The organism is Nocardia sp. BMG111209 (assembly GCF_000381925.1).
Lineage (GTDB): Bacteria > Actinomycetota > Actinomycetes > Mycobacteriales > Mycobacteriaceae > Nocardia.
Map to the genome: position 1 here is coordinate 3,225,698 of NZ_KB907307.1, position 23,338 is coordinate 3,249,035.

Here is a 23,338-nt window from a genome sequence, read left to right on the forward strand (position 1 = left end):
CCGCGCAACCGAATCGACGGCGGTCCCGGAGCCGGCCGAGGACCCGGTCACGGGATCGCGGCGGGCCTACGACAGCCCGGTGCGGCGCGAGCGGGCCGCCCGCACGCGTGATCGCATCCTCGCGGCCGGGTCGGAGCTGGTGCACGGACTCACGGCGTGGGATTGGCGTGGTCTGACCTTCCGGGCGGTCGCCGAGCGGGCGGGGGTCAGCGAGCGGACGGTGTATCGGCACTTCCCCACCGAGCACGATCTGCACGAGGCCATCATGCGACGGCTCGCCGAGGAGTCGGGGGTGACCTACTCCGGGTTGCGCCTGGCCGATCTGGCGCCGGTGACCGCGCGCGTCCTGACCAGCCTGCCGTCGTTCGCGGTGCGGCACTGGTCGATCGAACGGCCGCAGGAGCCCGCCCTGGCCGCCGTCGAGACCGACCGCCGGGAGGCGCTGGTCGCCGCCGTGGCCGCGGAGGCCGCCGACTGGCCGGAGGAGCAGCGGCGGATGGCCGTCGCGGTGCTCGACCTGCTGTGGGATCCGGGCACTTTCGAGCGGCTGTCGACCCTGTGGGAGCTCGATGCCGGGCAGGCCGGGCGGGCGCTCACCTGGGCGATCGAGAGGATCGCGGCGGCCGTCCGGCAGGACGATCCGCCCTCGGGTACGTGAGCCCGGCGGTGCGGTTCACAACAGGGGCAGGGCGGCGAACTTGTGTGTGGCCCAGAGTTTTTCGGAGGCCGCTTCCGGGTAGGGGGTGACCGTGGGTTCGGTGTCGAAGACCCGGAACAGGCCGCGGGTGTCGTAGGCGGGCCAGCCGGGGTCGCCGGTGGCGGCGAAATCGGTCCAGGCGCGCTGGATCCGGGCCGATTGGGTGCGGGTTTCGGCGGAGGGTTCCGGGCCGAACAGCAGGGGGCCGAGGTGGGCGGTGAGGGTGCCGAAGACCAGGGGGCCGTCCAGGCCGTGGCAGGCGCCCAGGGCCGCGTTGCCCGGTGCGGGCCAAGCGATTTCGTAGCCGTATGCGGTGCCGCCGGCAGAGCGCTGGGCCTGGATCAGGTGGAGGGCGGGCATGCGGAACAGCCAGTCGGAGTGGACGTATTCCAGGAGTTGTTCCGGCGCGGCGTCGGGGTGGGCGGCGCGATAGGTCTGCTCCGGGTCGGCGCCGGGGCCGAAGGTGCGCAGGGCCGCGTCGGCGCGGGTGTCGTCGATACCGGGGAGCGCGCCGCCGAGGAACAGGAACAGGCGGCTCTCGTTGCGGTTGTGGCCCAAGATGATTCGCACGTCGCGGGCGGATCCGGCGGACAGGGCGGTCCACGGGTCGGTGGGTAGCACGTCGCCGTCCACGACCGGTGAGTACGGGGTGATGGTGTCGGCGACCGCGCCCCAGCGGGTGCGGTCCCAGCCGAGGTCGGCGGTGAGTCCGGCTGCGGCGCCGACGAGTTCGTGCGGGTCGACCGTGGCCAGGTCGTCTGCCGTGGCGCGCAGGCCCCGGCCGGCGGCGAGGGCGGCGCCGATGTCGCGGCCGAGGTCGTCGGAGTGGAAGGTGCCGGGCGGGCTCTGCAGGATCGCTTGCCGGAACAGGTTTTTCGCGCGGGGCATGGCCAGCAGTGCGGCGAGGGATCCGGCGCCGGCCGACTCGCCGAAGACGGTGACCCGATCCGGGTCGCCGCCGAACGCGGTGATGTTGTCGCGCACCCACTCCAGTGCGGCGACCTGGTCGAGCAGGCCGCGGTTGGCCGGTGCGCCCGCGAAGTGGGCGAATCCCTCCATGCCGACGCGGTAGTTGAAGCTGACCACGACGTGGTCCCCGGCGCGGGTGAGGTGCTGCGCGTCGTAGCCGGGGCTGCCGGCGAAGCCGAGTTTGTAGGCGCCACCGTAGATCCAGACCAGGACCGGGCGGTGCGCGGCCGGATCGGGTTGCGGCGTCCAGACGTTCACCGTGAGCCAGTCGTCGCCGGTGGCGACGCCGGACAGGCCGCCGGTGCGGCCGGGCACGACGATGTCCTGCGGCGGGGGCGGGCCGAACGCGAACGCCTCGCGCACCCCGTCCCACCGCCGCGCCGGTCGTGGCGCGGCGAATCGCAACTCCCCCACCGGAGGTTGGGCGAAGGGAATGCCGCGGAACACCACGAGATCGTCCTCGCGGCGTCCGCGCACGGTCCCGGCGGTGGTCCGCACCTCGGGTTCGGCCGGTAGCGTCGTCATCGACAGCTCCTCACGATCGGGCCGGTCAGGGTAGGGCCGCCTCGGATTCGGCCGGGCGCAGCAGGTTTTCGGCGGCGGTGTAGGGGTCGCCGTGCCCGGCGGCCACGGCGGCGGCGAGGGTGTCCAGGTCCGGATGGGTGCGCAGGCGGGTCTGGGCCAGGGACAGGATCTGGGCCCGGGCCCGGGCCGTGCGGCGCTCGGGGGTGTCGGTGCGGTGGTGGGCGTCGACGGCCTCGAGCAGTTCGGGGATGCCCTCGTCGCGCGCGGCGACGAGTTTCAGGATGGGGGCGTGGGTTTCCTGGCGCAGTTCGCGGACGGTCCGGTCCGCGCCCTCGCGGTCGGCCTTGTTGACCACCAGGATGTCGGCGACCTCCAGCAGGCCCGCCTTCGCGGCCTGAACCGCGTCTCCGGCACCGGGATTCAGGATCACCAGGGTCGGGTCGGCGACGGCGGCGATCTCGATCTCGGACTGTCCGACGCCGACGGTCTCCAGCAAAATCAGGTCGTAGCCGAGTCCGCCGAGCAGGCGGATGGCCGCGGGTACCGCGGCGGCCAGGCCGCCGAGATGGCCGCGGGTGGCCACCGAGCGGATCAGCACGTCGGGATCGTTGATGTGCTGCGCCATCCGGATCCGGTCGCCGAGCAGCGCGCCGCCGCTGTACGGCGAGGACGGGTCCACTGCCAGCACGGCCACCCGCTGACCGCGGGCACGGTAGCCCGCGACCATCGCGGCGATGGTGGTCGACTTACCGGCACCCGGCGGGCCGGTCACGCCGACCACCCGGATCGGCCCGGGTTCGAGCACGGCCAGGACCTCGTCGCGCCGGTCGCTCTCGATCAGGCTCAGCAGCCGACCGGTGGCCCGCATCGAGCCGGACCGGGCCGCGGCCAGCAATTCGGCGACGGTTGTCACAGCGCCTCCCGTTCGCGACCGAGCGATACCGAGAACGTCTGCGGCCGAGCGATATTCGGCCGGTGTGGCACGGCCGGGTGCGATTGCCGCCACCGCGCCGCGCCGGGCCGCGGCCGCGCGACCGCATCCTGCGACCGCCGCACGGCCGCAGCCGGGAAACCCGGTGCGGCCGAGGGCGACGTGCCCGGGATCACGGGGCGGGGACCTCGATGACGGTCGCCGAACCCATACCGCCGCCCGCGCACAGCGCGGCGATGCCGAAACCGCCACCGCGGCGGCGCAGTTCGTGCACCAGAGTGACGATCATGCGAGCGCCGGTGGCGGCCACCGGGTGGCCCAGCGAGCAGCCGCTGCCGGAGTAGTTGACGATCTGCTCGTCCAGATCCAGGGCGCGGATCGCGGCGATCGGGACCGAGGCGAAGGCCTCGTTGATCTCGATCAGCTTGACCGCGGACAGCGAGATGCCCGCGCGCGCAACGGCCTTGGTGATCGCCTCGATCGGCGCCAGGCCGGTGTCGGCCGGGTCGACGCCGACCGACGCCCAGGAGCGGATGTAGCCGAGGGCGGGCAGGCCGAGGCGGTCGCTGGCGATCGCCAGGGTGGCGGCGCCGTCGTTGGAGCCCGAGGCGTTACCGGCGGTGATGCTGAAACCCTCGATCTCCGGGTGCAGGACCTTCAGGCCCGCCAGGCGCTCCAGGCTGGTGTCGCGGCGCGGGTGCTCGTCGACGGCGAACAGGCCGTGCGGGGTCTCGATCGGGACGATCTCCTCCTTGAACCGGCCCTCATCGATCGCGGCGATCGCGTTGCGGTGCGAGCGCAGCGCCCACGCGTCGAGCTCCTCGCGGGAGATGCCCGACTTCACCGCGGTGTTCCAGCCGACGGTGATCGACATGTCCATGGTGGGGGCGTCGGCCCGCTCCGGATGGCTCGGCGAGGTCCACGGATCCTGCCACTGCTCGTTGCCCTCCTCGTCCCGGCCGATGCGGAAACGCGAACGCGGCGAGGTGGATTCGGAGTTCACGCCACCGGCGATGATCAGCTCGTCCATGCCGGCGCGGATGCTGCCGGCCGCGGACTGCACGGCCGCCATCCCCGCGGCGCAGTGCCGGTTGTTGGCCAGGCCCGAGGAGCCGGTCAGCCCGGCGGTGATCGCCGCGTGGCGGGCCAGCACGCCGCCGCCGTAACGGCCCTCGCCGAGGATCACGTCGTCGACGTGCGCGCCGTCGAGCTGCTCGGCGACCGCGCTGACCACATGGTGGGACAGATCGAAGGCGTTGGTGTCCCGCAGCGTGCCCTTGCGGGCGGTTCCGATCGGCGCGCGTAGCGCGGAGACGATGACGGCTTCAGGCATGGGAGCTCTCCATTTCAGCGACGAGGTTGCGGCGCAACAGCTTTCCGGTTTCGGTCTTGGGCAGTTCGGGGCGGAACACGATCGCGTCCGGGGTCTTCGAGGACCGCAGCCGGTCCTTCACCCAGGTGCGCAGTTCCTCCGGGTCGAGCGGCGCGGCGCCGTCGGCGACCACGACCACGGCGACCAGCCGCTGCCCCCACTCCGGATCGGGGACGCCGATGACCGCGACCTCGGTGATGCCGGCGTGTTCCAGCAGCACGTCCTCGATCTCGGCGGGCGCGATGTTCTCACCGCCACGGATGATGGTGTCGTCGGCGCGGCCCTCGATGAACAGGTAACCGTCGGCGTCGAGGCGGCCCAGATCCCGGGTGGGGAACCAGCCCTCGGCATCCAGCGCGCTGCGGCCGCCGTATTCGCCGGAGATCTGCTCACCGCGGACGAACACCAGGCCGGTCTCGCCGGCGCCGATCGGCTCGTCGGCCTCACTGCGGATCTGGATCTCGATACCCGGCAGCGACCGGCCGACCGAACCCAGCCGGTCGCGGACCGCGGGATCGTCGGATCCGAACGCCTCGCGGTGATCGTCGGGGCCCAGGACCGCCACCGAGGAGGCGGTCTCGGTCAGGCCGTAGGCGTTGACGAATCCGGTCGACGGGAAGACCCGCAGGGCGTGTTCCAGCACCGGCCGCGGGGTGCGCGCGCCGCCGTAGGACAGGCTCGCCAGCGTGGGCACGTTCGCGTCCTCGCCGTCGACGGCGGCCACGATGCGCGCGAGCATGGTCGGCACCACCATCGCGTGGGTGATCTGCTCGCGCCGCACCGTCGCCAGCCACTCGGCGGCGTCGAACGCGGACAGGTAGACCACCCGGCGGCCGGAGTACAGGTTCGACATCAGGTTGGTCAGGCCCGCGATGTGGTAGGTCGGCACCGCGACCAGGGAGGCGGCGCCCTCCTCGGCGGCGCCGAAGTCCACGGTGTTGAGCAGATAGGCCATCAGGTGACGGTGCCGCAGCAGGGCCGCCTTCGGCTCCGAGGTGGTGCCGCTGGTGTAGATGATGACCGCGACCGCGTCACCGTCCCAGGGCGCCTCGATCTCGGGGGCCTCGCCGGCGTCCCCGGCGACCAGGTCGTCGAGATCGGCCGGGCGCAGGACCAGCGCGCCGGGATGCCGGTCGATCAGCGCGCTGAGTTGCTGGTCGCCGAGGCGGTAGTTCAACGGGACGAAGGGCACGCCCGCGAGCGCGGCGCCGAACAGCGCCACCGGATACGCGAGATGGTTGGCGCCCAGATACAGCACCGCCGGGTACTGCCCGAAGCGCGCCGCCGCCCGCCGCGCCTGCGCGAGCAGGTCCGCGGCCGACAACGACCGATCATCGACCGTGATCACCGGTCGTTCTCCGGCCGATACGGCCATGTCTAGGATCATGCTGATGTTCATGAGAATATTATTCTCACCTCAAGAGAGTCCTAGTTGCAAGAGAGGGTAAGCACTATGCAGATCAATGGAAGCTCTGCGCTGGTCGTGGGCGGTACCGGTGGTCTCGGTGAGGCCACCGTCCGCCGCCTGCACGCCGCCGGCGCCAAGGTCGTCGTCGCCGATGTCGCCGACGAGAAGGGCAAGCAGCTCGAGGACGAGCTGGGCATCCGCTATGTGCACACCGACGCCACCAGCGAGGAATCGGTGCTGGCCGCGATCGCGGAGGCGGAGGCCCTGGCCCCGCTGCGCATCTCGGTGGACACCCACGGCGGCCCCGCCAAGGGCGGCCGGCTCGTCGGCAAGGACGGGTCCCCGCTGCCGCTCGACGGGTTCAAGATCACCATCGAGTTCTACCTGACCGCTGTGTTCAATGTCATGCGGCTGGCGGCGGCGGCCATGGCCAAGACCGAGCCGCTGGAGGAGGGCGCCCGCGGCGTCATCATCAACACCGCCTCCATCGCCGGGTACGAGGGCCAGATCGGCCAGCTGAACTACTCCGCGGCCAAGGGCGGTGTCATCGGCATGACCCTGGTCGCCGCGCGCGACCTGTCCCCGCTGGGCATCCGCGTCATGGGCATCGCGCCGGGCACCATCAACACCCCCGCGTACGGCAAGGCCGCCGACCAGCTGGAGCAGTACTGGTCCCCGCAGATCCCGTTCCCGAAGCGCATGGGCCGCTCCGAGGAGTACGCGCAGCTGGCGCAGTCGATCATCGAGAACAACTACCTCAACGGCGACGTCATCCGGCTCGACGGCGCGCTCCGCTTCCCGCCGAAGTGAGCCCGCGATGACTTCGCTGGCAGGCAAGGTCGCCTTCGTCGCCGGGGCCAGCCGCGGGATCGGCGCCACGGTCGCCGAGGCCCTGGCGGCCGCGGGGGCCACGGTCGCGGTGGCGGCGCGCTCGGAGACCGAGGGCAAGCTGCCCGGCACCATCGGTGCGGTGGCCGACCGGATCACCGCCGCCGGCGGCCGGGCGCTGCCGGTGCCGTGCAACGTCTCCGACGAGGCGTCGGTGAACGCGGCGGTGCAGTCGACCGTGGACGCGTTCGGCGGTATCGACATCCTGGTCGCCAACGCCGGGGTGCTGTGGATGGGCCCGATCGAGTCCACCCCGCTGAAGCGGTGGCAGCTGTGCCTGGACGTCAACCTCACCGGGGTGTTCCTGGTGACGAAGGCGGTGATCCCGCACGTGCGGGCGCGCGGCGGCGGCTCGCTGATCGCGATCACCACCACCGGTGTCGACATGATCGACCGGGGCGCCAACGCCTACTGGGTGTCCAAGGCGGCCGCCGAGCGGCTGTATCTGGGACTGGCGTCGGATCTGAAGGGCGACAACATCGCCGTCAACTGCCTCAGCCCGTCCCGGGTGGTGCTCACCGAGGGGTGGGCGGCCGGTGGTGGCGGCGTGCAGATCCCACCGGAGGCCGTCGAGCCGCCGGAGGCGATGGCGAATGCCGCCGTACTGCTGGCCGGACAGGATGCCACCGGCATCACCGGCACCGTCCAGCGCTCGGAATCGCTGGTGGCGCAAGGCTGATCGCGCCGCTGTACTCGGCCCGGCCGTCTCCGTGACGGCCGGGCCGAGTGCGTTCGGCGCCCGGCCACGCGGCGGTCCGGCCGGTTCGCCGACCGGTGTGTCCGGGATTTCGGTCCGATTCCGGCGTCGCACGGTCCGATCGCCGCGAACTCGCGAGATTCGGTACCGCACGGGCACTTCGGAACCGCGCGCGGGTGTGAGGTCGCTGATAGATTGGCGCCCATGCTGTTCGGAAGCGGGTGGGGACGCGGGCGGTTGCGCGCCGGTTGGGTCGCAGTGCTGGTCGCCGCGGGGATGATCGATGTCGCGGCACAGGCACAGGCCGCTCCGGCCGGGGACTGTTCCGCGGGCTGGCAGTCCACCACGCTGCTGAGCGGGCACCGGGAGCTGGAGAATCTGGACTCCGACGGGCACGGCGGCTTCTTCGTCTCCGCGCTGGTCGCCGGTGAGCTGCTGCATCTGCGGTCCGGTGGCGAGACCGACACGCTCGCAACAGGTTTGGACCATCCCGGCGGCGTGCGGTTCGACGGCCGGTACGTGTACTTCAGCACCGGGGACAATTTCCCCGGGCCCCCGGGTGCGTTGCACCGCTACGACACCGCGACCGGTGAATTCACCGATCTGCTCGGCGGACTCGACATGCCCAACGGGCTGTTGCGGCTGCCCGACGGGGATCTGCTGATCGCCTCGTCCGCGCCGGGGAGCGCCCAGGGCATCTCCCGGTACCGGCCGTCGAGCGGCGAATTCACCCCGGGCTGGTCGGATCTCGCGCTGCCCAACGGTCTCGCGTTGTCCGGCGACGGCACGGCGGTCTACGCGACGACGCTGACCGCGCAGATCTACCGGGTGCCACTGGAAGATCCGCACCACCCCACCGTGGTCCTCGGTGCGCCGGCGCTGGCCGCGCTGCCCGACGATCTGGATGCGACCCGTTCGGGCCCGGTGTATTTCGCGGATCAGGTCGCCGGTGCGGTGTATCGGGCCGATCCGGCGACGGGGGCCGTCTGCTCCGTCGTCACGGGGCTGATCACGCCGAATCCGGTGCGGCAGGTGCCCGACGGCGTCAGCTCGGTGCGCATCGAACGCGACGGCGACGGGTGGTCGTTGTACGTCACCGCGATGGACGGGGCGCTGCGCCGGTTGCGGCCGCCGCCCGGGGTCGACCTGACCCCGCCGAACCCGGATATGCGCTGAGCGCCGGATTCCGTTGCCGCACAGGCCGGGACGCGGCCCGGTAGCCGCGCTCGACGCGGGTATCGCCGCCGCGCGTACCCCGGCCCGCCTACCAGTCGCTCAGCTCCCGGGCGGCGTCGTGGTAGTCGACGAGCGCCGCGTGGACGTCCGGGATGTCGGCGTGGTCGCGCCGGGCGCGGCGCAGGTAGTCGCGGACGTCGCCGCCGGTGTGGATGGCGCCGTAGCCGACCGTGGGGTATCGCTGGGCCGGTTCCGGCGGTGGGGCCCAGGGCAATCCGTTGGCGGACAGATAGTCGGTGACCGCGGCCAGTTCCCGGATCGGCTTCTCCAGATCGGTGAGGCGCTCGCGGTAGATCTCGCCGGCCGGGGATCCGGGGCCGAAGATCCGGTCGAACTGTTGTGCCACACTCTCGTCCGCGCGCGCCGCGGACCGGGTCAGCGCGTCCCAGATCGGCCGGGCGATCAGGGCGGGCACGATCATCGCGCCGTCCAGGGCCGTCAGCACCGGGAAACCGGCCGGGAAGTCGGGGAAGGCAACCGCGCCGCAGGTGCGGGAGATACAGGCGATCAGGACGTCGACATCGGTGTCGCCGCAATCCCATTCGGGCGCCTCGAAGCGGCCGTCGCGCTGCCGGTCCCGGAAGTACCGGACCACCAGTTCGGTGTTCAGGTCCTCCTCGATGCCGTCGATCGCACCGGCGCGATCGTGAGTACCGGTCATACCCAACGTGATCGGCCGGTAGCCGCCCGGGACCCGTTGCAGCACAACAAGGGTGGCATCGACCGGGCGCAGGCTCACCCCGGTGACCAGACAGTTGGAATCGTAGTACCCCATATTTCCCACCGTACGGGAAAACCCGCCGCGGCCGCCGCACCCCTGTTCCCGACAGTGCAACGGCCGCAGCGGGTTCCGGCCATCCGCTACTTCGCGGGCGGCGGTGCGGGCTGCGCCGGATCGACGCAGAACGCCCCCGGCCCGTAGCACGGCGAGAACACCGTCGAGAAGTACTGGTAGGCCGACCACAGCACGATCGGACCGGCCACCAGTGCGGCGCCGGCGAGCGTACCCACCGACCCGATCGCGGCGGCGCCGGCGATGCAGCCGACGATCGCGCCCGGGAGCACACCCGACAACAGGGTGGTGATCGCCGTGGACACCGAGCCGACCACGGCGCCCGCGAGGCAGCCGCCGCCGGCGCCGAGCAGGGCGCCCACCGAGGCGCCGATGACCGAGCTGATACCGACCCGGCTGGCCAGCATGCCCAGTGCGGTCGCGTCCCGCGGGGTGAAGGATTCGGCGATCGGCTCCCCCTTCGCGATATCCGCCGGGGTGATCGGATCCGCGACCGGGACGCCACCGACGGTCGCCGGCGTCAGCTTGATGCCACCGTCGACGAATTCGGCGGTGATCGGGAAGGCCCGATCGTCCATCCGGTAGGTCAGGGGTACCGAATCCTGGAACGCGCCGGCCCGGTCCTCGACGAGCACGCGCCCGTCGGCGAGCCGGAAGTGCGCGTCCGCCGCGGCGAGCACGATCGAGGCGCGGTCGCGGTCGATCGTGTAGTGCAGGCCGTCGATCTCCACGGCCTGATGGTCGAGCGCGGTCTGCACCCGATCCGGCGGTCCGGCGGGACCGGGCTCCGCGTGCGCGACGGCCATGGTGACGCCGAGGGCGCCGACGGCCAGCACCGCGGGTGCGGTGAATTTCCTCATCAACTGTATTCACTTTCCTCGAGGTGTTCGTGTGCGGAGGCCGGGACCGCTGCCTTCGGTCCCGGCCGCACACGGATCCCCGCGGGCGTGCGTACCCGCTCTGCCATCCCCATGTCAGTGCCCGCGGTGATCTGGCCCGAGTAGACAACACACAGCGATCTCTCGAGATGTTTGCGATCATGAAGAATGCAATGGACCGCGATACGCGAACCGGCCCCGGGACCGTCGGTCCAGGGGCCGGAAAGTGTTGCCGTGGTGGCGAATACCTACTTGACCGGGGCGGGTGCGCCCGGATCCACGCAGGTCGGCCCCGGCACGGGGCACGGCACGAGCACGGTGGAGAAGTACTGGTAGGCCGACCACAGCAGGACCGGACCGCCGACCAGGGCGGTGCCGGTCACGGTTCCGGCGGTGCCCACCGTCGCCATGCCGGCGATGCAGCCGACCACCATGCCGGGAATCACGCCGCTGAGCAGCGTGGTGATCGCGGCGGAGACCGAGCCGACGACGGCGCCCGCGACACAGCCGAGCGTGCCGCCGACGACCGCGCCGACCACGGCGCCCAGCACCGCGGCGATACCGGCGCGGCCGCCGAACATCTGCAGTTCGGCCAGGTCGCGCGGGGAGAACGACTCGGACACCGGAGCGGCCGCGGCCACCTCCTGCGCGTGCGCGATATCCGCGCGGGTGATCGGGTCGGCGACCTTGTGCCCGTCGGTCAGCGCCGGGGTCAGCCGCACGCTGTGGTCACCGAGCTGCGCGGCGATCGGGAACACCTGATCGTCCTTGCGGTACGACAACGGCAGCGAATCGTTGAACTTGCCGGCCGTGTCCCGGACGACGACACTGCCGTCCACGGTTTCGAAAGCGCCGTCGGGCGCCGATACCACGATCGATCCGCCGTCACGGTCGACGGTGAAATGAACACCGTTCAGTTCGACCGCCTGGTGATTCGGCACAGGCTGCGGCGCCGGCGCCGGATCGGTGACCGGCTCGGCGTTCGCGGCGCCGCAGGCGACGCTCAGCGCGCCGGCCAGCAACACCGCACACGCAGTGGATTTCCTCATCTGTATGCAACTTTCCATCAGGGGACCACGAATCCCCGGCACGGCACCGCCGCCTCCGATATCGCGCCGAGTTATCCCCGAAAATCCCGGTCCGCCTCCCCCGAACCGGTCCATTCGGTGATCACTCCGGAGTCAAGCCCATCGGGTACGGCCACATCGAGGGCCGATCCGGAATTCCAATACTGCGATCGTGAACCGTGTTCGAGATATCCCGGAAACGACTGTGACCCGGGGCGATGCCCCGGGCCACAAATGCTCGTATCGGTAAGGCGCTCAGCCCTTCTTGGCGGTGAGCCGTGTGACGATCGCCGCGAAATCCTCGTTCTGGAAGGACTGGTTCTCCTGGCTCAGCGCGTAGTCCAGGGTGGCCAGCACCGCGCGCTCCAGATGAATGTTCAGAATGCGCTTGGTGGATTCCACCGCCTGCTGCGGCAATTCCAGGATGCGCTTCGCGGCGGCGAGGGCCTCGGTCAGCGGATCGGCCACCACATGGTTGACCAGGCCCATCTCCCTGGCCCGGTCCGGGGTGATCCGCGCGCCGGTGATGGCGTACTCCTTGGCCAGCAACAGGCTGGTGTGCAGCGGCCAGGTCAGCGGGCCGCCGTCGGCGGCGACCAGGCCCACCTGGACGTGCGGATCGGCCAGGTGCGCGGTCTCGGCCATGTACACGATGTCCGACAGCGACACCAGGCTGCAGCCCAGGCCGACCGCGGGACCGTTGACCGCGGTCACCACCGGCACCCGGCAGCGGACCATGCCGAGCACGATGTCGCGGCCGTCGGCGATCGTCTTGGCCCGCAGCTCGTCGTTCTGGCGCAGCTCGTTCAGGTAGGTGAAGTCGCCGCCGGCGGAGAACGCCTTGCCGGCGCCGGTCAGCACCGCGACCCGGGCGCCGCGGTCGGCGGACAGCCGGTTCCACAGCGTGGCCAGGCCGTGGTGCAGATCGTCGTCGACCGCGTTCAGCTGCTCGGGCCGGTTCAGGGTGATGATCCGCAGCGGCCCTTCGGCCTCCACGCGGATCGCATCGGGCATGTCGTACAAGTCAGGCTCCCAATCCGAGGATGCGACCGGAGATGATGTTCTTCTGGATCTGCGAGGTGCCGCCCATGACGCTCTGCGCGCGGCTGTACATGTAGGAGCCGAGCAGTTCCGGGTCCCGGGTGCCGCCGACGGCCAGCGCGGCGTGGCCGACCGACTGGTCGACCCAGGTCATCAGCAGCTTGTCCAGCGAGCCGTCGGGGCCGTGGACGATGCCGTCGAGCTGTTCGGACAGCCGCCGCCGCACGTGCAGGCGCAGCATCTCGACTTCCACTGCGGCCCAGGCGAGATCGGCCGGGATCGGGCCGTCGACGCGAGTGGCCAGCTGCCGCACCAGTTTTCCGTAGCGGGCCGCGAAACCCAGGGTGGAGGGCTCACGTTCGTGGCCGACCACGGTCATCGCCAGCTTCCAGCCCTCCCCCGGCGCGCCGACCATCTGATCGGCGGGCACCCGGGCGCCGTCGAACAGCACCTGGCCGAATTCCTTGGTGACGCCGCTGATCATCTTCAGCGGCCGCTGCTCGATACCGGGCTGCTTCATCTTCACCACGAAGGCCGAGATGCCCTTGTGCCGAGGCGCTTCCGGATCCGTGCGGGCCAGCAGCAGGCACCAGTCGGCGACGTCGGAGTAGCTGGTCCAGATCTTGTGGCCGTTGAGGACGTACTCGTCGCCGTCGCGGGTCGCGGTGGTGCGCAACGAGGCCAGATCGGATCCGGCGCCGGGCTCGCTGAAGCCCTGGCACCAGCGCTCGGTGCCGTTGATCATGCCGGGCAGGAAACGCTGTTGCAGTTCCGGGCTGCCGTGATGGCCGAGGCCGACCACCAGATAGCCCAGGCTCGGCCGCGGCGGCGCGCCGGCGATCGCCAGCTCCTCGTCCAAGATCACGTCGTAGACCGGCGGAAGGTCTTGCCCGCCTACCTCTTTCGGCCAGGACAGGCCGAAGAAGCCGCCCTCGTACAGCGCGCGATGCCACTCGCCCTGTTTGGCCCAGTACTCGTCGCCCGAGGTCGGGAAGGTGCCGGCGATATCGGCCAGCCAGGTGCGCAGCCGGGCGCGGAACTGCGCCTCCTCCGGTGAGTCACGAAAGTCCAAGGTCGATCTCCTCCAGGCGGACGGGGAACAGTTCGGTCGAGGTCAGCACGCGCCGAAGGTGGATGTGCGCGAGGCATTCCCAGGTGTTGCCGATGCCGCCGTGCACCTGGATCGAGGTCTCGCAGATGGTGCGGGCGGCGCGGGCGCAGTACAGTTTCGCGATCCGGGCGGCCTGGACCGCCTCGGCGGCGGGCAGCTCGTCGACGGCCCAGGCGGCGTGCCGCAGCACGCTGACCGAACCCTCGATCAACGCCTGGCTCTCCGCCAGCAGATGGCCGATCGCCTGGTACGAGCCGATCGAATGTCCGTACTGCTCACGGATTTTCGCGTACTCGACGGCGAGGGTCTGGGCGCCGCGGGCGGCGCCGAGCAGATCGGCGGTGGTCGCCACCAGGGCCAGCGCGTGCCACTGCGCGGCCTGGTCGGCCGACAGATCGCCGATCGACTGCAACGCGCCGGTCAGGGCCGCGTCGACGCGGGTGGGGTCGGCGCCGGCGAGCGGCTCGCCGACCTCGCCGGACCGGATCGCGTCGTCGGTGACCACCAGCGCGTGATCCGCGCCGCGGGCGTCGATCGCGCGCAGGCCGCCGAAGCGGGGTCCGGCGTCGACGGCGACGGTCCAGGCGCCGGTGTCGCCGTCGGGCTGGCCGCGCAGATCGTCGGCCAGCACCGGGCCCAGGAACGGCACGTCCACCAGGCCGCGGCCGAATTCCTCGGCCACCAGCGCCACCTCGACGCCGGAGGCGCCGTCGGAGCGCAACGCGCGCCAGCCGGCGTTGTCGACGGCCTTCTCCAGCCGGGTCAGCCGGGTGGTGTCGTCGAGCTCGGCCACCGAGCCGGGGCCCAGGTCGGAGGCCAGTTTGGCGGCCGCGTCGCGCAGCTGCCGCTGCTCACTGGTCAGTCGAACGTCCATACTGCTCCTTGAGAACTCGGCGCAGCACCTTGCCGGACGGCAGGCGCGGAATTTCGGGCACGAACAGCACCCGGCGCAGGCGCTTGTATCCGGCGAGCCGGTCGGCGACGAGGGTGCGCAGCTGCTCCTCGGTCGGCGGCGCGACGGCGGACACCGCGACCGCCGCGACGATCGCCTCGCCGTCGGCCTCGTCCGGGATGCCGAACACCGCGGCGTCCACGACGCCGGGATGACTCAGCAGTACGCCCTCGATCTCGGCCGGCGCCACCTGGAAACCCTTGACCTTGATCATCTCCTTGGACCGGTCGGTCAGCCGGATCCAGCCCTCGGCGTCGACGGAGCCGACGTCGCCGGTGCGGTACCAGCCGTCGTCGAACGCGTCGGCGTTCGCGTCGTCGGGCAGGTAGCCGCTCATCAGTGACGGCGAGCGCAACTGGATCTCACCGATCCCGTTCGGCGGCAACGGTTCTCCGGTGTCCAGATCGATCACGCGGACCCGCACCCCGGGTACGGCCCGGCCGACGCTGTCGAGCCGGGCGCCCTCGATCGGATTGCACGCGATCACCGGCAGCTCGCTGGCGCCGTAGGCCGGTACCCAGCCGACACCCGTTCGGCGCGTGACGGTTTCGGCGATACCGGCGGTGACCGGGGTGGCGCCCCACATGATGTAGCGCAGCGAGGACAGGTCGTAGGATTCCAGATCCGGGTGCTGGGCCAGCGCCAGGGCGATCGGCGCCACCGCCATCTCCACCGTGATCCCGTCCTCGGCAATGCATTTCAGCATCCGGTCCAGATCGAAGCGGCGGTGCAGGCGGATGCGGGCGCCGACGGCGAGCGCGGTCTCGATGTTGAGCAGGCCGAGGATGTGCGAGGGCGGGGTGAGCACCTGGATGCGGTCGGCGGCGGTGAGTGCCAGCGCGACCCGCCAGTGCTCGACCGCGGCCGCGAAGGAGGCGTGGGTGTGCCGGACCGCCTTCGGCAGGCCGGTGGTGCCGGAGCTGAACACGAGCACCGCCTCGGCCTCGGGTTCGGGCACGGTGTCGGGGCAGACCACGGGGATGATCGGCTCGTCCAGCGACAGCATCGGCATGAGTTCGGCCAGGACCGGCTGGTCGCCGACCGCCGCGGCGGGCTGGGTGAGGATCAGCGCGTGTTCGGTCTCGGCGCGCTTCCAGGCCGGGCTGATCAGCACCACCGAGGCGCCCAGCTGCCAGATCGCGCGGACCGCGACGACGAATTCGGGCCGGTTGCCCGACATCAGCGCCACCCGGTCGCCGCGGCGCACGCCGCGCTCGCGCAGGGTGGCCGCCAGGCCGCGGGCCAGGGCGTCGAGCCGGGTGCGCGAATACGAGCGGTCGTCGAAGACCAGCGCGATCGGCTCGTTCATCCCTGCCCTACTCCTGTCCGGCGACACGATCCCCGCTCCCGGCGCTTGCCGTCGTGCGGCAAGATTGAGAAGATCTCGTCTCGTAAGTGAGAATAGTATTCTCTGTACGTTAGAATCTTAATACCAGGAGGTGGCGGTTCATGGCGAGACCCCCAATGTTTCAGCGCGCGACCGTGACCCGGATCGTGAAGGAGAGTGTCGACGCCCGCACGTTCGTGCTGGCGCCCCACGACGCGCCCATCACCTACCGGGCCGGGCAGTTCTGCACGTTCCGGGTCGCCGTGGACGGCCGCGAGCTGTTCCGGTCCTATTCGATGTCCAGCGCGCCGGAAACCGACACCGAGTTCATGACCACCGTGAAGCGGGTCCCCGGCGGCGCGGTCTCCAACTGGATGCACGACAACCTCGCCGAGGGCGACGAGGTGGAGATCAGCCAGGCCGCGGGCCGGTTCTGCCTGCGCGACACCGATGTCCCCCTGCTCGGATTCTCCGGCGGCAGCGGTATCACGCCGATCATCTCGCTGGCCAAGAGCGCGCTGGCGACCACCTCGCGGCGGGTGCGGCTGCTGTGCGCGGACCGCGACCAGCCGTCGATGATCTTCGAGCAGGCACTCGCCGACCTGGTCCGGCAGTATCCGGACCGGCTCGAGGTGACCCGCCACCTGGACGCCGTCGCCGGTTTCCTCACCCCCGACGCGATCCGCGAGTTCGCCGGGGTCGACGGCCACGCCGACAGCTACATCTGCGGCCCGGAACCCTTCATGGAGATGATCGAGCTGGCCCTGCCCGGCCCGGGGCTGATCTACAGCGAGCGCTTCGGCGCCGCCGCACCGGTCATCCCGGGCGAGGAACCGGACGCGGACACCGTGAAGACCGCGGGCGCCACCACCGCCACCACCCCGCCCGCCCCCGCGGTGCTGGAGGAGGGCACGGTGACGATCATCCTCAACCGCAAGAAGAAGTCGGTCCCCCGCAAGGACGGCGAAACCATCCTGGAGAGCGCCCGCCGCGCCACCCTGAGCCCCCCGTTCTCCTGCGAGGCCGGCAACTGCGCCACCTGCATGGGCAAGATCCTCGACGGCAAGGCGACCATGCGGCAGAACAACGCTCTCGCCGACGACGAGGTCGAGGACGGGTACATCCTGACCTGCCAGGGAGTGCCGGATTCGGCGTCGATCACGGTGACGTACGACGAGTGAGCGGTCGGGCGCTTTCGCCACCCTGGCAATCGCGCCCGAACCCGCTGCGCCGCTCGAGGATTCGTGTCACCGGCCGGGATCGGGCTTTCGGCGGGCTCAGGCGTCGAGGGCGGTGAAGGCGATGTCGACCGGGAACGGGTCGGTGAGGACGAGACGCTCCTGGTGGGTGTCCGTCAGCCGGTAGGTCCGACTGGCCCAGTCCAGTCGATATTCCTGGATCATCTCGATGTGACGCTCGGCGTCGAGGTGGACGATCAGGTAGATGCGGATGCCCTCGCGGGCGTATTCGGCGTGCTTGTCGACGGTGTATTCCGGGCCGGGTGACACGACCTCGACCACCAGCAGGGCGTCGGAGGTCATGAGCTTGCGATCCTCGGCGAAGCATCGGTGCAGGATCACATCCGGACGGCGGAACGCGGATCCGGGGCTGTTGGGGCGGCTCACCACGTAGTGCATCTCGAAATTCGTCAGTACCGCCGTGCGCGGATGTTCGGGGCGGGCGGCCTCGAGTTCGTTCGCGAGACGCCGGGCGACCTGGTTGTGTTGTCGACTTCCGCTGCGGCAGAAGATCACTCGGCCGTCGACCACCTCGATGGAGCGCTGTACGTCCTCGGGCAGCGCCGAGTACCGATCCTCGGTGATGATCGACATCTCGGGATCCGCCGCCCATGCCGGCGTGGCCATCTCGACTTCGCCTCTCCTCGGACCGGTACCTGCGCACATCCTAGTGAGCGATCGGGACTGCTCGGGCGACTGCGGCGCGGGTTTCAGGCGTCGTGTTCGCCGAGGGACGGGGGTGGGCCGTAGGCCGGGGTGTGGCCGGTGATGCGGATGGGACTGCCCACCAGGCGGTAGTCGCCGGCGGTGATGACCGATTGGGGGGTGGTGTCGAGGGACTCGGGGAGGGTGCGGACGGCGGCGGCGGGGATTCCCAAGGGGCGCAGGCGGTTTTCCCAGTTGACGGCCGTGTCGGCGGCCAGGGCTGCCCTGACTGCGGCGAGGACCTCGTCTCGGCGTTCCGCGCGTTCGGCCATGGTGGGGAAGCCGTCGACCGACGCCTCGGTGGCGAAGGTCTTCCAGAAGCCGTCGTGGGTGATGAACAGGGCCAGGTGGCCCTCGGCGGTCGGGAACATCTGGGCCGGAACGTAATACGAGTGGGCGCCGAAGGGGCGGCGGGTGGGGGCGGTGCCGGTGTTGAGGTAGGCCGAGGCGTGGTAGTTCAGCTGGGACAGCATCACGTCGCGCAGGTTCACGTCGACCTGGCCGCCGCGGCCGGAGACGATCTGGGCCAGTAGGCCCAGGGCCGCGGTCAGGCCGGTGGAGTTGTCGGCGGAGGAGTAGCCGGGCAGGGTCGGGGGGCCCGCGGGGTCGCCGGTCATGGCGGCTACGCCGGTGGCGGCCTGGACGATGTAGTCGAAGGCCGGGTCGTCGCCGCCGTCGAGGCCGAAGCCGGTGATGGCGACGCAGACGATCCGCTCGTTGTAGGCGCGCAGTGTGTCGTAGGTGAGGCCGAGGCGGCGGATCGCCGAGGGTTTCAGGTTCACCAGTAGCGCATGGGAATTCGCGGCCAGGTCGTGCAGGCGCTGTTGGCCCTCGGGGGTGCCGAGTTCCAGGCGGATGCTGCGCTTGCCGCGGTTGAGGCTGGCGAAATAGGTGTCGCTGACCTGGCGGGAGATCTCGCCGGTCGGTGGTTCGATCTTGGTGACCTCGGCGCCGAGGTCGGCCAGCATCATCGTGGCGTAGGGGCCGGCGAGCATGGTGCCGACCTCGAGGATCCGGATGCCCGCGAGCGGACCCGGATCCCCCTCCCCCGCCGCGCTCACCGCAGCTCCGCGGCCAGGCTCGCGATCATCTCCCGGGTGCGGCGCTTGGATTCGCGCAGTTCGTCCAGGCTGTCGCCGATGGGGAGCAGGCGCACGGACATGTCGGTGGCGCCGGCGGCGGCGTAGCGGCGCAGGCCGGCCGCGATCTGGTCCTCGTCACCGGCGATGCAGATATCGCCGACGTTCTGCGCGTCGCCCTGGTCCAGCAGGCGCTGGTAGTTCGGCGAGGTCTCGGCCTCGGCGAGGATGCGGTTGGCGCGCGCCTTGGCCTCGTCGACCTCCGACGGGCGGCACAGGCAGACCGGCAGGCCCGCGACGATGCGCGGGGCCGGCCGGCCGGCGTCGGCGGCGGCCTTGGTGATCTTGGGGGCCACGTGGTCGGCGATGGCGCGCTCGTCGGCCATCCACAGCACGGTGCCGTCGGCCTGCTCGCCGGCGATGCGCAGCATCACCGGGCCCAGCGCGGCGACCAGGACCGGCAGCGGCGACACCGGGCCGAGGTCCAGCGGGTTGTGCACGGTGAACGTATCGTTCTCGGCGTCGGCCTGACCGGGGCCGGCCAGCGCCGCGTTCAGCACCTCGAGGTAGTCGCGGGTGTACGCGGCGGGCTTCTCGTAGGGCAGGCCGAGCATATCGCTGACGATCCAGTGGTGCGACGGGCCGACACCCAGCACCAACCGGCCGGCGGCCGCGGTGTGCGCCGAAACCGCTTGGCGGGCAAGGGCGATCGGATGTTGCGCCTGCAACGGCACCACGGCCGTGCCCAATTCGATCCGGGTGGTCTTCATACCCATCAGTGCGATGGTGATCAGCGCGTCGAAGTCGCTGGGCAGCTGCGGAATCCACGCGGTGTCCAGGCCCGCGGCCTCGGCCCACTCGATATCGGCGAGCATCCGGGTGAGTTTGCGGGTCGCGTCGCCCTTCTCGGGGCCGATCATCACACCGATGCGCACGTTGTCCTCCAGGTGTTCAATGATTGTTGCTGTGGCGCTGCGGATCACGCCGATATGCGCTCAGGACTGCGCGGATGTCCCGGTGAGCGTGCGGATCTCGGTCACCAGCGTCTCCAGCGGGGTGCCGGTCGGGAAGACCGCGGCCGCACCGGCGTCCAGCAACTTCTGCACATCGCTCTGCGGAATGGTCCCGCCGACCACGACGGCGATATCGCCGGCGTCGGCCTCGCGCAGCGCCGTCACCGTGCGGGTGGTCAGCGCGACGTGCGCGCCGGACAGGATGCTGAGGCCGACCACGGCCACGTCCTCCTGCAGCGCGATCGACACGATGTCCTCGATGCGCTGGCGGATTCCGGTGTAGACCACCTCGAATCCGGCGTCGCGCAGGGTGCGGGCGACGATCTTGGCGCCGCGGTCGTGCCCGTCGAGACCGGGCTTGGCGACGAGAATACGGGCCGGCATCAGAACACCACCGGCTGCCGGAACTCGCCCCACACGTTCTTGAGGGCGGTGACCATCTCACCCACGGTGCAGTACGCGTTGGCGCAGTCGATCAGGCGATGCATCAGGTTCTCGGTTCCCTCCGCGGCGCTGGACAGCGCGTCGAGACTGGCGCGAACGGCCGCGGAGTCGCGTTCGGCCTTGACCCGGGTGAGCCGTTTCAGTTGCAGCTCACGGCCTTCGGCGTCGAGCTCGTAGGTGTCGATGTCCGGCGCGGGCTCGTCGGAGACGAACCGGTTGACGCCGACCACGGGCCGCTCACCGGATTCGACCTCGTGGTGCAGCTTGTACGCCTCGTCGGCGATGAGGCCCTGCAGATAGCCGTCCTCGATCGCGCGCACCATGCCGCCGTGGTTCTCCAGGTCGGCCATGATCTCCTTGATGCGCTCCTCCGTGGCGTCGGTCAGCGCCTCCACGAAGTAGGACCCGCCGAGCGGATCGGCGACCCGGGTGACACCGGTCTCGTAGGCGAGGATCTGCTGGGTGCGCAGCGCCAGCGTCGCCGACTCCTCCGAGGGCAGCGCGAACGGCTCGTCCCAGGCGGCGGTGAACATCGACTGCACGCCGCCGAGCACCGAGGCCATCGCCTCGTAGGCGATGCGGACCAGATTGTTCTGGGCCTGCGGCGCGTACAGCGAGGCACCGCCTGCGACACAACCGAATCGGAACATCGAGGCCTTGTCGGCGGTGGCGCCGTAGCGTTCCCGCACGATGGTGGCCCAGCGACGCCGTCCCGCACGGTATTTCGCGATCTCCTCGAAGAAGTCGCCGTGTGTGTAGAAGAAGAAGGACACCTGCGGCGCGAACTGGTCGATGGTCATCCGGCCGCGCTCGACCACGGTGTCGCAGTAGGTGACACCGTCGGCGAGGGTGAAGGCCATCTCCTGCACCGCATTCGCGCCGGCGTCGCGGAAGTGCGCGCCCGCCACCGAGATCGCGTTGAACCGCGGCACCTCCGCGGCACAGAACTCGATGGTGTCGGCGATCAGCCGCAGCGACGGCTCCGGCGGCCAGATCCAGGTGCCGCGCGAGGCGTATTCCTTGAGAATGTCGTTCTGGATGGTGCCGGTGAGCTTCGAGCGCGGCACGCCCTTCTTCTCCGCGGCGGCCACGTAGAAGGCCAGCAGGATGGCGGCGGTGCCGTTGATCGTGAAGCTGGTGCTGATCTTGTCCAACGGGATGCCGTCGAACAGGACCTCGGCGTCGGCGAGCGTGTCCACCGCGACGCCGACGCGCCCGACCTCCTCGCTCACCTCCGGATCGTCGGAGTCGTATCCGCACTGGGTGGGCAGGTCGAGCGCGACCGACAGGCCGGTGCCGCCCTGATCCAGGAGATAGCGGTAACGCCGGTTGGACTCCTCGGCGGTGCCGAATCCGGAGTACTGCCGGAAGGTCCACGTCCGCCCGCGGTAACCGGTCGCGAAGTTGCCGCGCGTGAACGGGAAGACGCCCGGGGCGGGCGGTTCGGCAGCGCGATCACCCGGTCCGTAGACCGGCTCGAGCGGGATGCCGGACGAGGTCTGCACATGGTCGTTCATCACTGAATACCGTACTTGCAAAAAATGAGAATGCCAATACCATCAAACGCAAATGACCCGAGTAGATGCGTCGAAAAAGGAGAACGATGGCTGAGCAGCGCACCCTGGCCGACCGCACAATGGTGATCTCCGGCGCCAGCCGCGGGATCGGCCTGGCGATCGCGGTGGCGGCCGCCCGGCAGGGCGCGAACGTGGTGCTGCTCGCCAAGACCGCGGAGCCGCATCCCCGGCTGCCCGGTACGGTGCACACCGCCGCGGCCGAGATCGAGGCCGCCGGCGGGCAGGCGGCCGCGGTGGTCGGCGATGTGCGCAACGAAGAGGATGTGCAGCGCGTCATCGATACCGCCGTCGAGAAGTTCGGCGGCGTGGACATCTGCGTCAACAACGCCAGCGCCATCGCCACCGAGCCCACCGAACATCTGTCGGCGAAGAAGTTCGGGCTCATGCAGGACATCAATCTGCGCGGCACCTTCCTGCTCACCAAGGCCGCGATCCCGTTCCTGCGCAAATCCGCGAACGCGCACGTGGTGACCATCGCCCCGCCGCTGAACCTGTCCCCGTACTGGCTGGGCGTACATCCGTCCTACACGTTGTCCAAGTACGGGATGACGCTGCTGGCGCTGGGCTGGGCGGCCGAGTACGCCGAGGCCGGTATCGCCTCCAACTGCCTGTGGCCGGAGACCTTCATCGCCACCTCGGCGGTCGCGAATCTGCAGGACGGCGAGAATCAGCTCGCCGCCGCGCGCAGCCCGGAGATCATGGCCGACGCCGCGGTGGCGATCGTGTCCCACCCGGCCCGCGAGTTCACCGGCCGGGCCCTGATCGACGCCGAGATGCTGACCGAGCACGCCGGGGTCACCGATCTGTCCCGCTACGGCGGCGGCGACCACCCCACCCCGGATCTGTTCCTGGACACCGCGATTCCCGAGAACTACCGCTAGCCAGCATATTTCGGGGGCGATATCCGGAAAGGAACCGTTGTGACATCTGCCGACACCACGCGCGGCGAACTCTGGGAGGCGGGCCTGCGGGTCCGCCGCGAGGTCGTGGGCGCGGAATACGTCGACCGGGCGCTGGCCGGCGCCGACGACTTCCAGTTGCCCATGCAGGAACTCGTCACCGAGTACTGCTGGGGCACGGTGTGGACGCGCGACGGGCTGGACCGCCGCACCCGCTCGATGCTGAATCTGGCAATGCTGACCACGCTCAACCGCTCGGCCGAATTCGCCACCCACGTACGCGGCGCGCTCACCAACGGGGTCACCGAGGAGGAGATCCGGGAAGTGCTGCTGCAGGCCACGATCTACGCCGGGGTGCCTGCCGGGGTGGAGGCGTTCCGGATCGCCGGGCCGATCCTGGCCGAGCACCGGGCCGCGCAGGCCGAGGCCGAGGAGTCCCGGGCATGAGCGGTCAGGGGCCGGAGGCGGCAGCGGAGCGTCACCACGGAGGC

The 23,338-nt window shown here is 70.6% G+C and carries 23 protein-coding genes; 7 read left to right on the forward strand and 16 right to left on the reverse strand.

Annotation, left to right across the window (positions count from 1 at the left end; all coding sequences use genetic code 11):
• Window positions 1-79: 79 nt before the first annotated feature.
• Window positions 80-658, forward strand: coding sequence for a TetR/AcrR family transcriptional regulator (locus G361_RS43660; RefSeq protein WP_019927852.1), 579 nt, complete (start codon window positions 80-82; stop codon window positions 656-658).
• Between the two features lie 15 nt (window positions 659-673).
• On the opposite strand, the gene G361_RS0114735 is transcribed toward G361_RS43660, so the two are convergent.
• The 4 genes from G361_RS0114735 to G361_RS0114755 all read right to left on the reverse strand — a co-directional run bounded on the left by G361_RS0114735 (window position 674) and on the right by G361_RS0114755 (window position 5,893).
• Window positions 674-2,191 carry a carboxylesterase/lipase family protein gene (locus tag G361_RS0114735; RefSeq protein WP_019927853.1) on the reverse strand — a complete coding sequence of 506 codons (1,518 nt, stop codon included), beginning with the start codon at window positions 2,189-2,191 and terminating at the stop codon, window positions 674-676.
• A 25-nt stretch (window positions 2,192-2,216) separates the two neighbouring features.
• A complete protein-coding gene (gene meaB, locus G361_RS0114740) occupies window positions 2,217-3,059 on the reverse strand; it encodes a methylmalonyl Co-A mutase-associated GTPase MeaB (RefSeq protein ID WP_052172792.1) in 843 nt (280 codons plus the stop codon).
• 235 nt (window positions 3,060-3,294) lie between these two features.
• Window positions 3,295-4,455 (reverse strand): thiolase family protein, encoded by a 1,161-nt coding sequence (locus G361_RS0114750; RefSeq protein ID WP_019927856.1) that lies wholly within the window; start codon window positions 4,453-4,455, stop codon window positions 3,295-3,297.
• Complete coding sequence (locus G361_RS0114755; RefSeq protein WP_026343041.1) at window positions 4,448-5,893, reverse strand: class I adenylate-forming enzyme family protein; 1,446 nt, start codon at window positions 5,891-5,893, stop codon at window positions 4,448-4,450. Before G361_RS0114755 ends, G361_RS0114750 begins: the two co-directional genes overlap by 8 nt.
• Before the next feature lie 54 nt (window positions 5,894-5,947).
• Here G361_RS0114755 and G361_RS0114760 point away from each other — a divergent pair, with 54 nt between their 5' ends.
• From G361_RS0114760 to G361_RS0114770, 3 genes are all read left to right on the forward strand, one after another.
• Window positions 5,948-6,712 (forward strand): SDR family NAD(P)-dependent oxidoreductase, encoded by a 765-nt coding sequence (locus G361_RS0114760; protein WP_026343042.1) that lies wholly within the window; start codon window positions 5,948-5,950, stop codon window positions 6,710-6,712.
• A gap of 7 nt (window positions 6,713-6,719) precedes the next feature.
• The gene (locus G361_RS0114765; RefSeq protein WP_019927859.1) at window positions 6,720-7,469 is read left to right on the forward strand and encodes an SDR family NAD(P)-dependent oxidoreductase; all 750 of its coding nucleotides are present in this window, start codon (window positions 6,720-6,722) and stop codon (window positions 7,467-7,469) included.
• Between the two features lie 222 nt (window positions 7,470-7,691).
• Entirely contained in the window at window positions 7,692-8,663 is a 972-nt protein-coding gene (locus G361_RS0114770) for an SMP-30/gluconolactonase/LRE family protein (protein ID WP_036494123.1), read from the forward strand.
• Window positions 8,664-8,751: 88 nt separating this feature from the next.
• Here G361_RS0114770 and G361_RS0114775 read toward each other — a convergent pair whose 3' ends face one another.
• The 7 genes from G361_RS0114775 to G361_RS0114805 all read right to left on the reverse strand — a co-directional run bounded on the left by G361_RS0114775 (window position 8,752) and on the right by G361_RS0114805 (window position 15,874).
• Window positions 8,752-9,498, reverse strand: coding sequence for a hypothetical protein (locus G361_RS0114775; protein ID WP_019927861.1), 747 nt, complete (start codon window positions 9,496-9,498; stop codon window positions 8,752-8,754).
• 86 nt (window positions 9,499-9,584) lie between these two features.
• Window positions 9,585-10,376, reverse strand: coding sequence for a hypothetical protein (locus G361_RS46970; protein ID WP_019927862.1), 792 nt, complete (start codon window positions 10,374-10,376; stop codon window positions 9,585-9,587).
• A gap of 266 nt (window positions 10,377-10,642) precedes the next feature.
• Window positions 10,643-11,443, reverse strand: a complete 801-nt coding sequence (locus G361_RS0114785; protein ID WP_081635389.1) for a hypothetical protein — start codon at window positions 11,441-11,443, stop codon at window positions 10,643-10,645.
• 273 nt (window positions 11,444-11,716) lie between these two features.
• On the reverse strand, window positions 11,717-12,484 hold the full coding sequence (locus tag G361_RS0114790; protein ID WP_026343043.1) for an enoyl-CoA hydratase/isomerase family protein: 768 nt from the start codon (window positions 12,482-12,484) through the stop codon (window positions 11,717-11,719).
• 1 nt (window position 12,485) lies between these two features.
• A complete protein-coding gene (locus G361_RS0114795; RefSeq protein ID WP_019927865.1) occupies window positions 12,486-13,574 on the reverse strand; it encodes an acyl-CoA dehydrogenase family protein in 1,089 nt (362 codons plus the stop codon).
• Window positions 13,561-14,487, reverse strand: a complete 927-nt coding sequence (locus G361_RS0114800; protein ID WP_019927866.1) for an acyl-CoA dehydrogenase family protein — start codon at window positions 14,485-14,487, stop codon at window positions 13,561-13,563. The genes G361_RS0114795 and G361_RS0114800 overlap by 14 nt, the downstream gene beginning before the upstream one ends.
• Window positions 14,465-15,874, reverse strand: a complete 1,410-nt coding sequence (locus G361_RS0114805; protein WP_019927867.1) for a class I adenylate-forming enzyme family protein — start codon at window positions 15,872-15,874, stop codon at window positions 14,465-14,467. The genes G361_RS0114800 and G361_RS0114805 overlap by 23 nt, the downstream gene beginning before the upstream one ends.
• A 140-nt stretch (window positions 15,875-16,014) precedes the next feature.
• On the opposite strand from G361_RS0114805, the gene G361_RS0114810 reads away from it, so the two are divergent.
• Entirely contained in the window at window positions 16,015-17,073 is a 1,059-nt protein-coding gene (locus G361_RS0114810) for a ferredoxin--NADP reductase (protein ID WP_026343044.1), read from the forward strand.
• A 96-nt stretch (window positions 17,074-17,169) separates the two neighbouring features.
• Here G361_RS0114810 and G361_RS0114815 read toward each other — a convergent pair whose 3' ends face one another.
• The 5 genes from G361_RS0114815 to G361_RS0114835 form a co-directional block, all read right to left on the reverse strand.
• Window positions 17,170-17,757, reverse strand: coding sequence for a Uma2 family endonuclease (locus G361_RS0114815; RefSeq protein ID WP_019927869.1), 588 nt, complete (start codon window positions 17,755-17,757; stop codon window positions 17,170-17,172).
• 83 nt (window positions 17,758-17,840) lie between these two features.
• Window positions 17,841-18,896 carry a CaiB/BaiF CoA-transferase family protein gene (locus G361_RS0114820; protein ID WP_019927870.1) on the reverse strand — a complete coding sequence of 352 codons (1,056 nt, stop codon included), beginning with the start codon at window positions 18,894-18,896 and terminating at the stop codon, window positions 17,841-17,843.
• Entirely contained in the window at window positions 18,893-19,849 is a 957-nt protein-coding gene (locus tag G361_RS0114825; protein ID WP_026343045.1) for an LLM class F420-dependent oxidoreductase, read from the reverse strand. Before G361_RS0114825 ends, G361_RS0114820 begins: the two co-directional genes overlap by 4 nt.
• Before the next feature lie 60 nt (window positions 19,850-19,909).
• Entirely contained in the window at window positions 19,910-20,311 is a 402-nt protein-coding gene (locus G361_RS0114830; RefSeq protein ID WP_019927872.1) for a cobalamin B12-binding domain-containing protein, read from the reverse strand.
• Entirely contained in the window at window positions 20,311-21,888 is a 1,578-nt protein-coding gene (locus G361_RS0114835) for a methylmalonyl-CoA mutase family protein (RefSeq protein ID WP_019927873.1), read from the reverse strand. Before G361_RS0114835 ends, G361_RS0114830 begins: the two co-directional genes overlap by 1 nt.
• Window positions 21,889-21,974: 86 nt before the next feature.
• Here G361_RS0114835 and G361_RS0114840 point away from each other — a divergent pair, with 86 nt between their 5' ends.
• Window positions 21,975-22,829, forward strand: coding sequence for an NAD(P)-dependent oxidoreductase (locus G361_RS0114840; protein ID WP_019927874.1), 855 nt, complete (start codon window positions 21,975-21,977; stop codon window positions 22,827-22,829).
• Between the two features lie 39 nt (window positions 22,830-22,868).
• The gene (locus tag G361_RS0114845) at window positions 22,869-23,294 is read left to right on the forward strand and encodes a carboxymuconolactone decarboxylase family protein (RefSeq protein ID WP_019927875.1); all 426 of its coding nucleotides are present in this window, start codon (window positions 22,869-22,871) and stop codon (window positions 23,292-23,294) included.
• The last annotated feature ends 44 nt before the right edge of the window (window positions 23,295-23,338 follow it).

Excerpts from the sequence above, each read along its gene's own strand:
- G361_RS0114735 (WP_019927853.1), bottom strand. The coding sequence starts at position 2,191 with ATGACGACGCTACCGGCCGAACCCGAGGTGCGGACCACCGCCGGGACC.
- meaB (WP_052172792.1), bottom strand. The coding sequence starts at position 3,059 with ATGCGGGCCACCGGTCGGCTGCTGAGCCTGATCGAGAGCGACCGGCGC.
- G361_RS0114750 (WP_019927856.1), bottom strand. The coding sequence starts at position 4,455 with ATGCCTGAAGCCGTCATCGTCTCCGCGCTACGCGCGCCGATCGGAACC.
- G361_RS0114755 (WP_026343041.1), bottom strand. The coding sequence starts at position 5,893 with ATGAACATCAGCATGATCCTAGACATGGCCGTATCGGCCGGAGAACGA.
- G361_RS0114760 (WP_026343042.1), top strand. The coding sequence starts at position 5,948 with ATGCAGATCAATGGAAGCTCTGCGCTGGTCGTGGGCGGTACCGGTGGT.
- G361_RS0114765 (WP_019927859.1), top strand. The coding sequence starts at position 6,720 with ATGACTTCGCTGGCAGGCAAGGTCGCCTTCGTCGCCGGGGCCAGCCGC.
- G361_RS0114770 (WP_036494123.1), top strand. The coding sequence starts at position 7,692 with ATGCTGTTCGGAAGCGGGTGGGGACGCGGGCGGTTGCGCGCCGGTTGG.
- G361_RS0114775 (WP_019927861.1), bottom strand. The coding sequence starts at position 9,498 with ATGGGGTACTACGATTCCAACTGTCTGGTCACCGGGGTGAGCCTGCGC.
- G361_RS46970 (WP_019927862.1), bottom strand. The coding sequence starts at position 10,376 with ATGAGGAAATTCACCGCACCCGCGGTGCTGGCCGTCGGCGCCCTCGGC.
- G361_RS0114785 (WP_081635389.1), bottom strand. The coding sequence starts at position 11,443 with ATGAGGAAATCCACTGCGTGTGCGGTGTTGCTGGCCGGCGCGCTGAGC.
- G361_RS0114800 (WP_019927866.1), bottom strand. The coding sequence starts at position 14,487 with ATGGACGTTCGACTGACCAGTGAGCAGCGGCAGCTGCGCGACGCGGCC.
- G361_RS0114805 (WP_019927867.1), bottom strand. The coding sequence starts at position 15,874 with ATGAACGAGCCGATCGCGCTGGTCTTCGACGACCGCTCGTATTCGCGC.
- G361_RS0114810 (WP_026343044.1), top strand. The coding sequence starts at position 16,015 with ATGGCGAGACCCCCAATGTTTCAGCGCGCGACCGTGACCCGGATCGTG.
- G361_RS0114815 (WP_019927869.1), bottom strand. The coding sequence starts at position 17,757 with ATGGCCACGCCGGCATGGGCGGCGGATCCCGAGATGTCGATCATCACC.
- G361_RS0114830 (WP_019927872.1), bottom strand. The coding sequence starts at position 20,311 with ATGCCGGCCCGTATTCTCGTCGCCAAGCCCGGTCTCGACGGGCACGAC.
- G361_RS0114835 (WP_019927873.1), bottom strand. The coding sequence starts at position 21,888 with ATGAACGACCATGTGCAGACCTCGTCCGGCATCCCGCTCGAGCCGGTC.
- G361_RS0114840 (WP_019927874.1), top strand. The coding sequence starts at position 21,975 with ATGGCTGAGCAGCGCACCCTGGCCGACCGCACAATGGTGATCTCCGGC.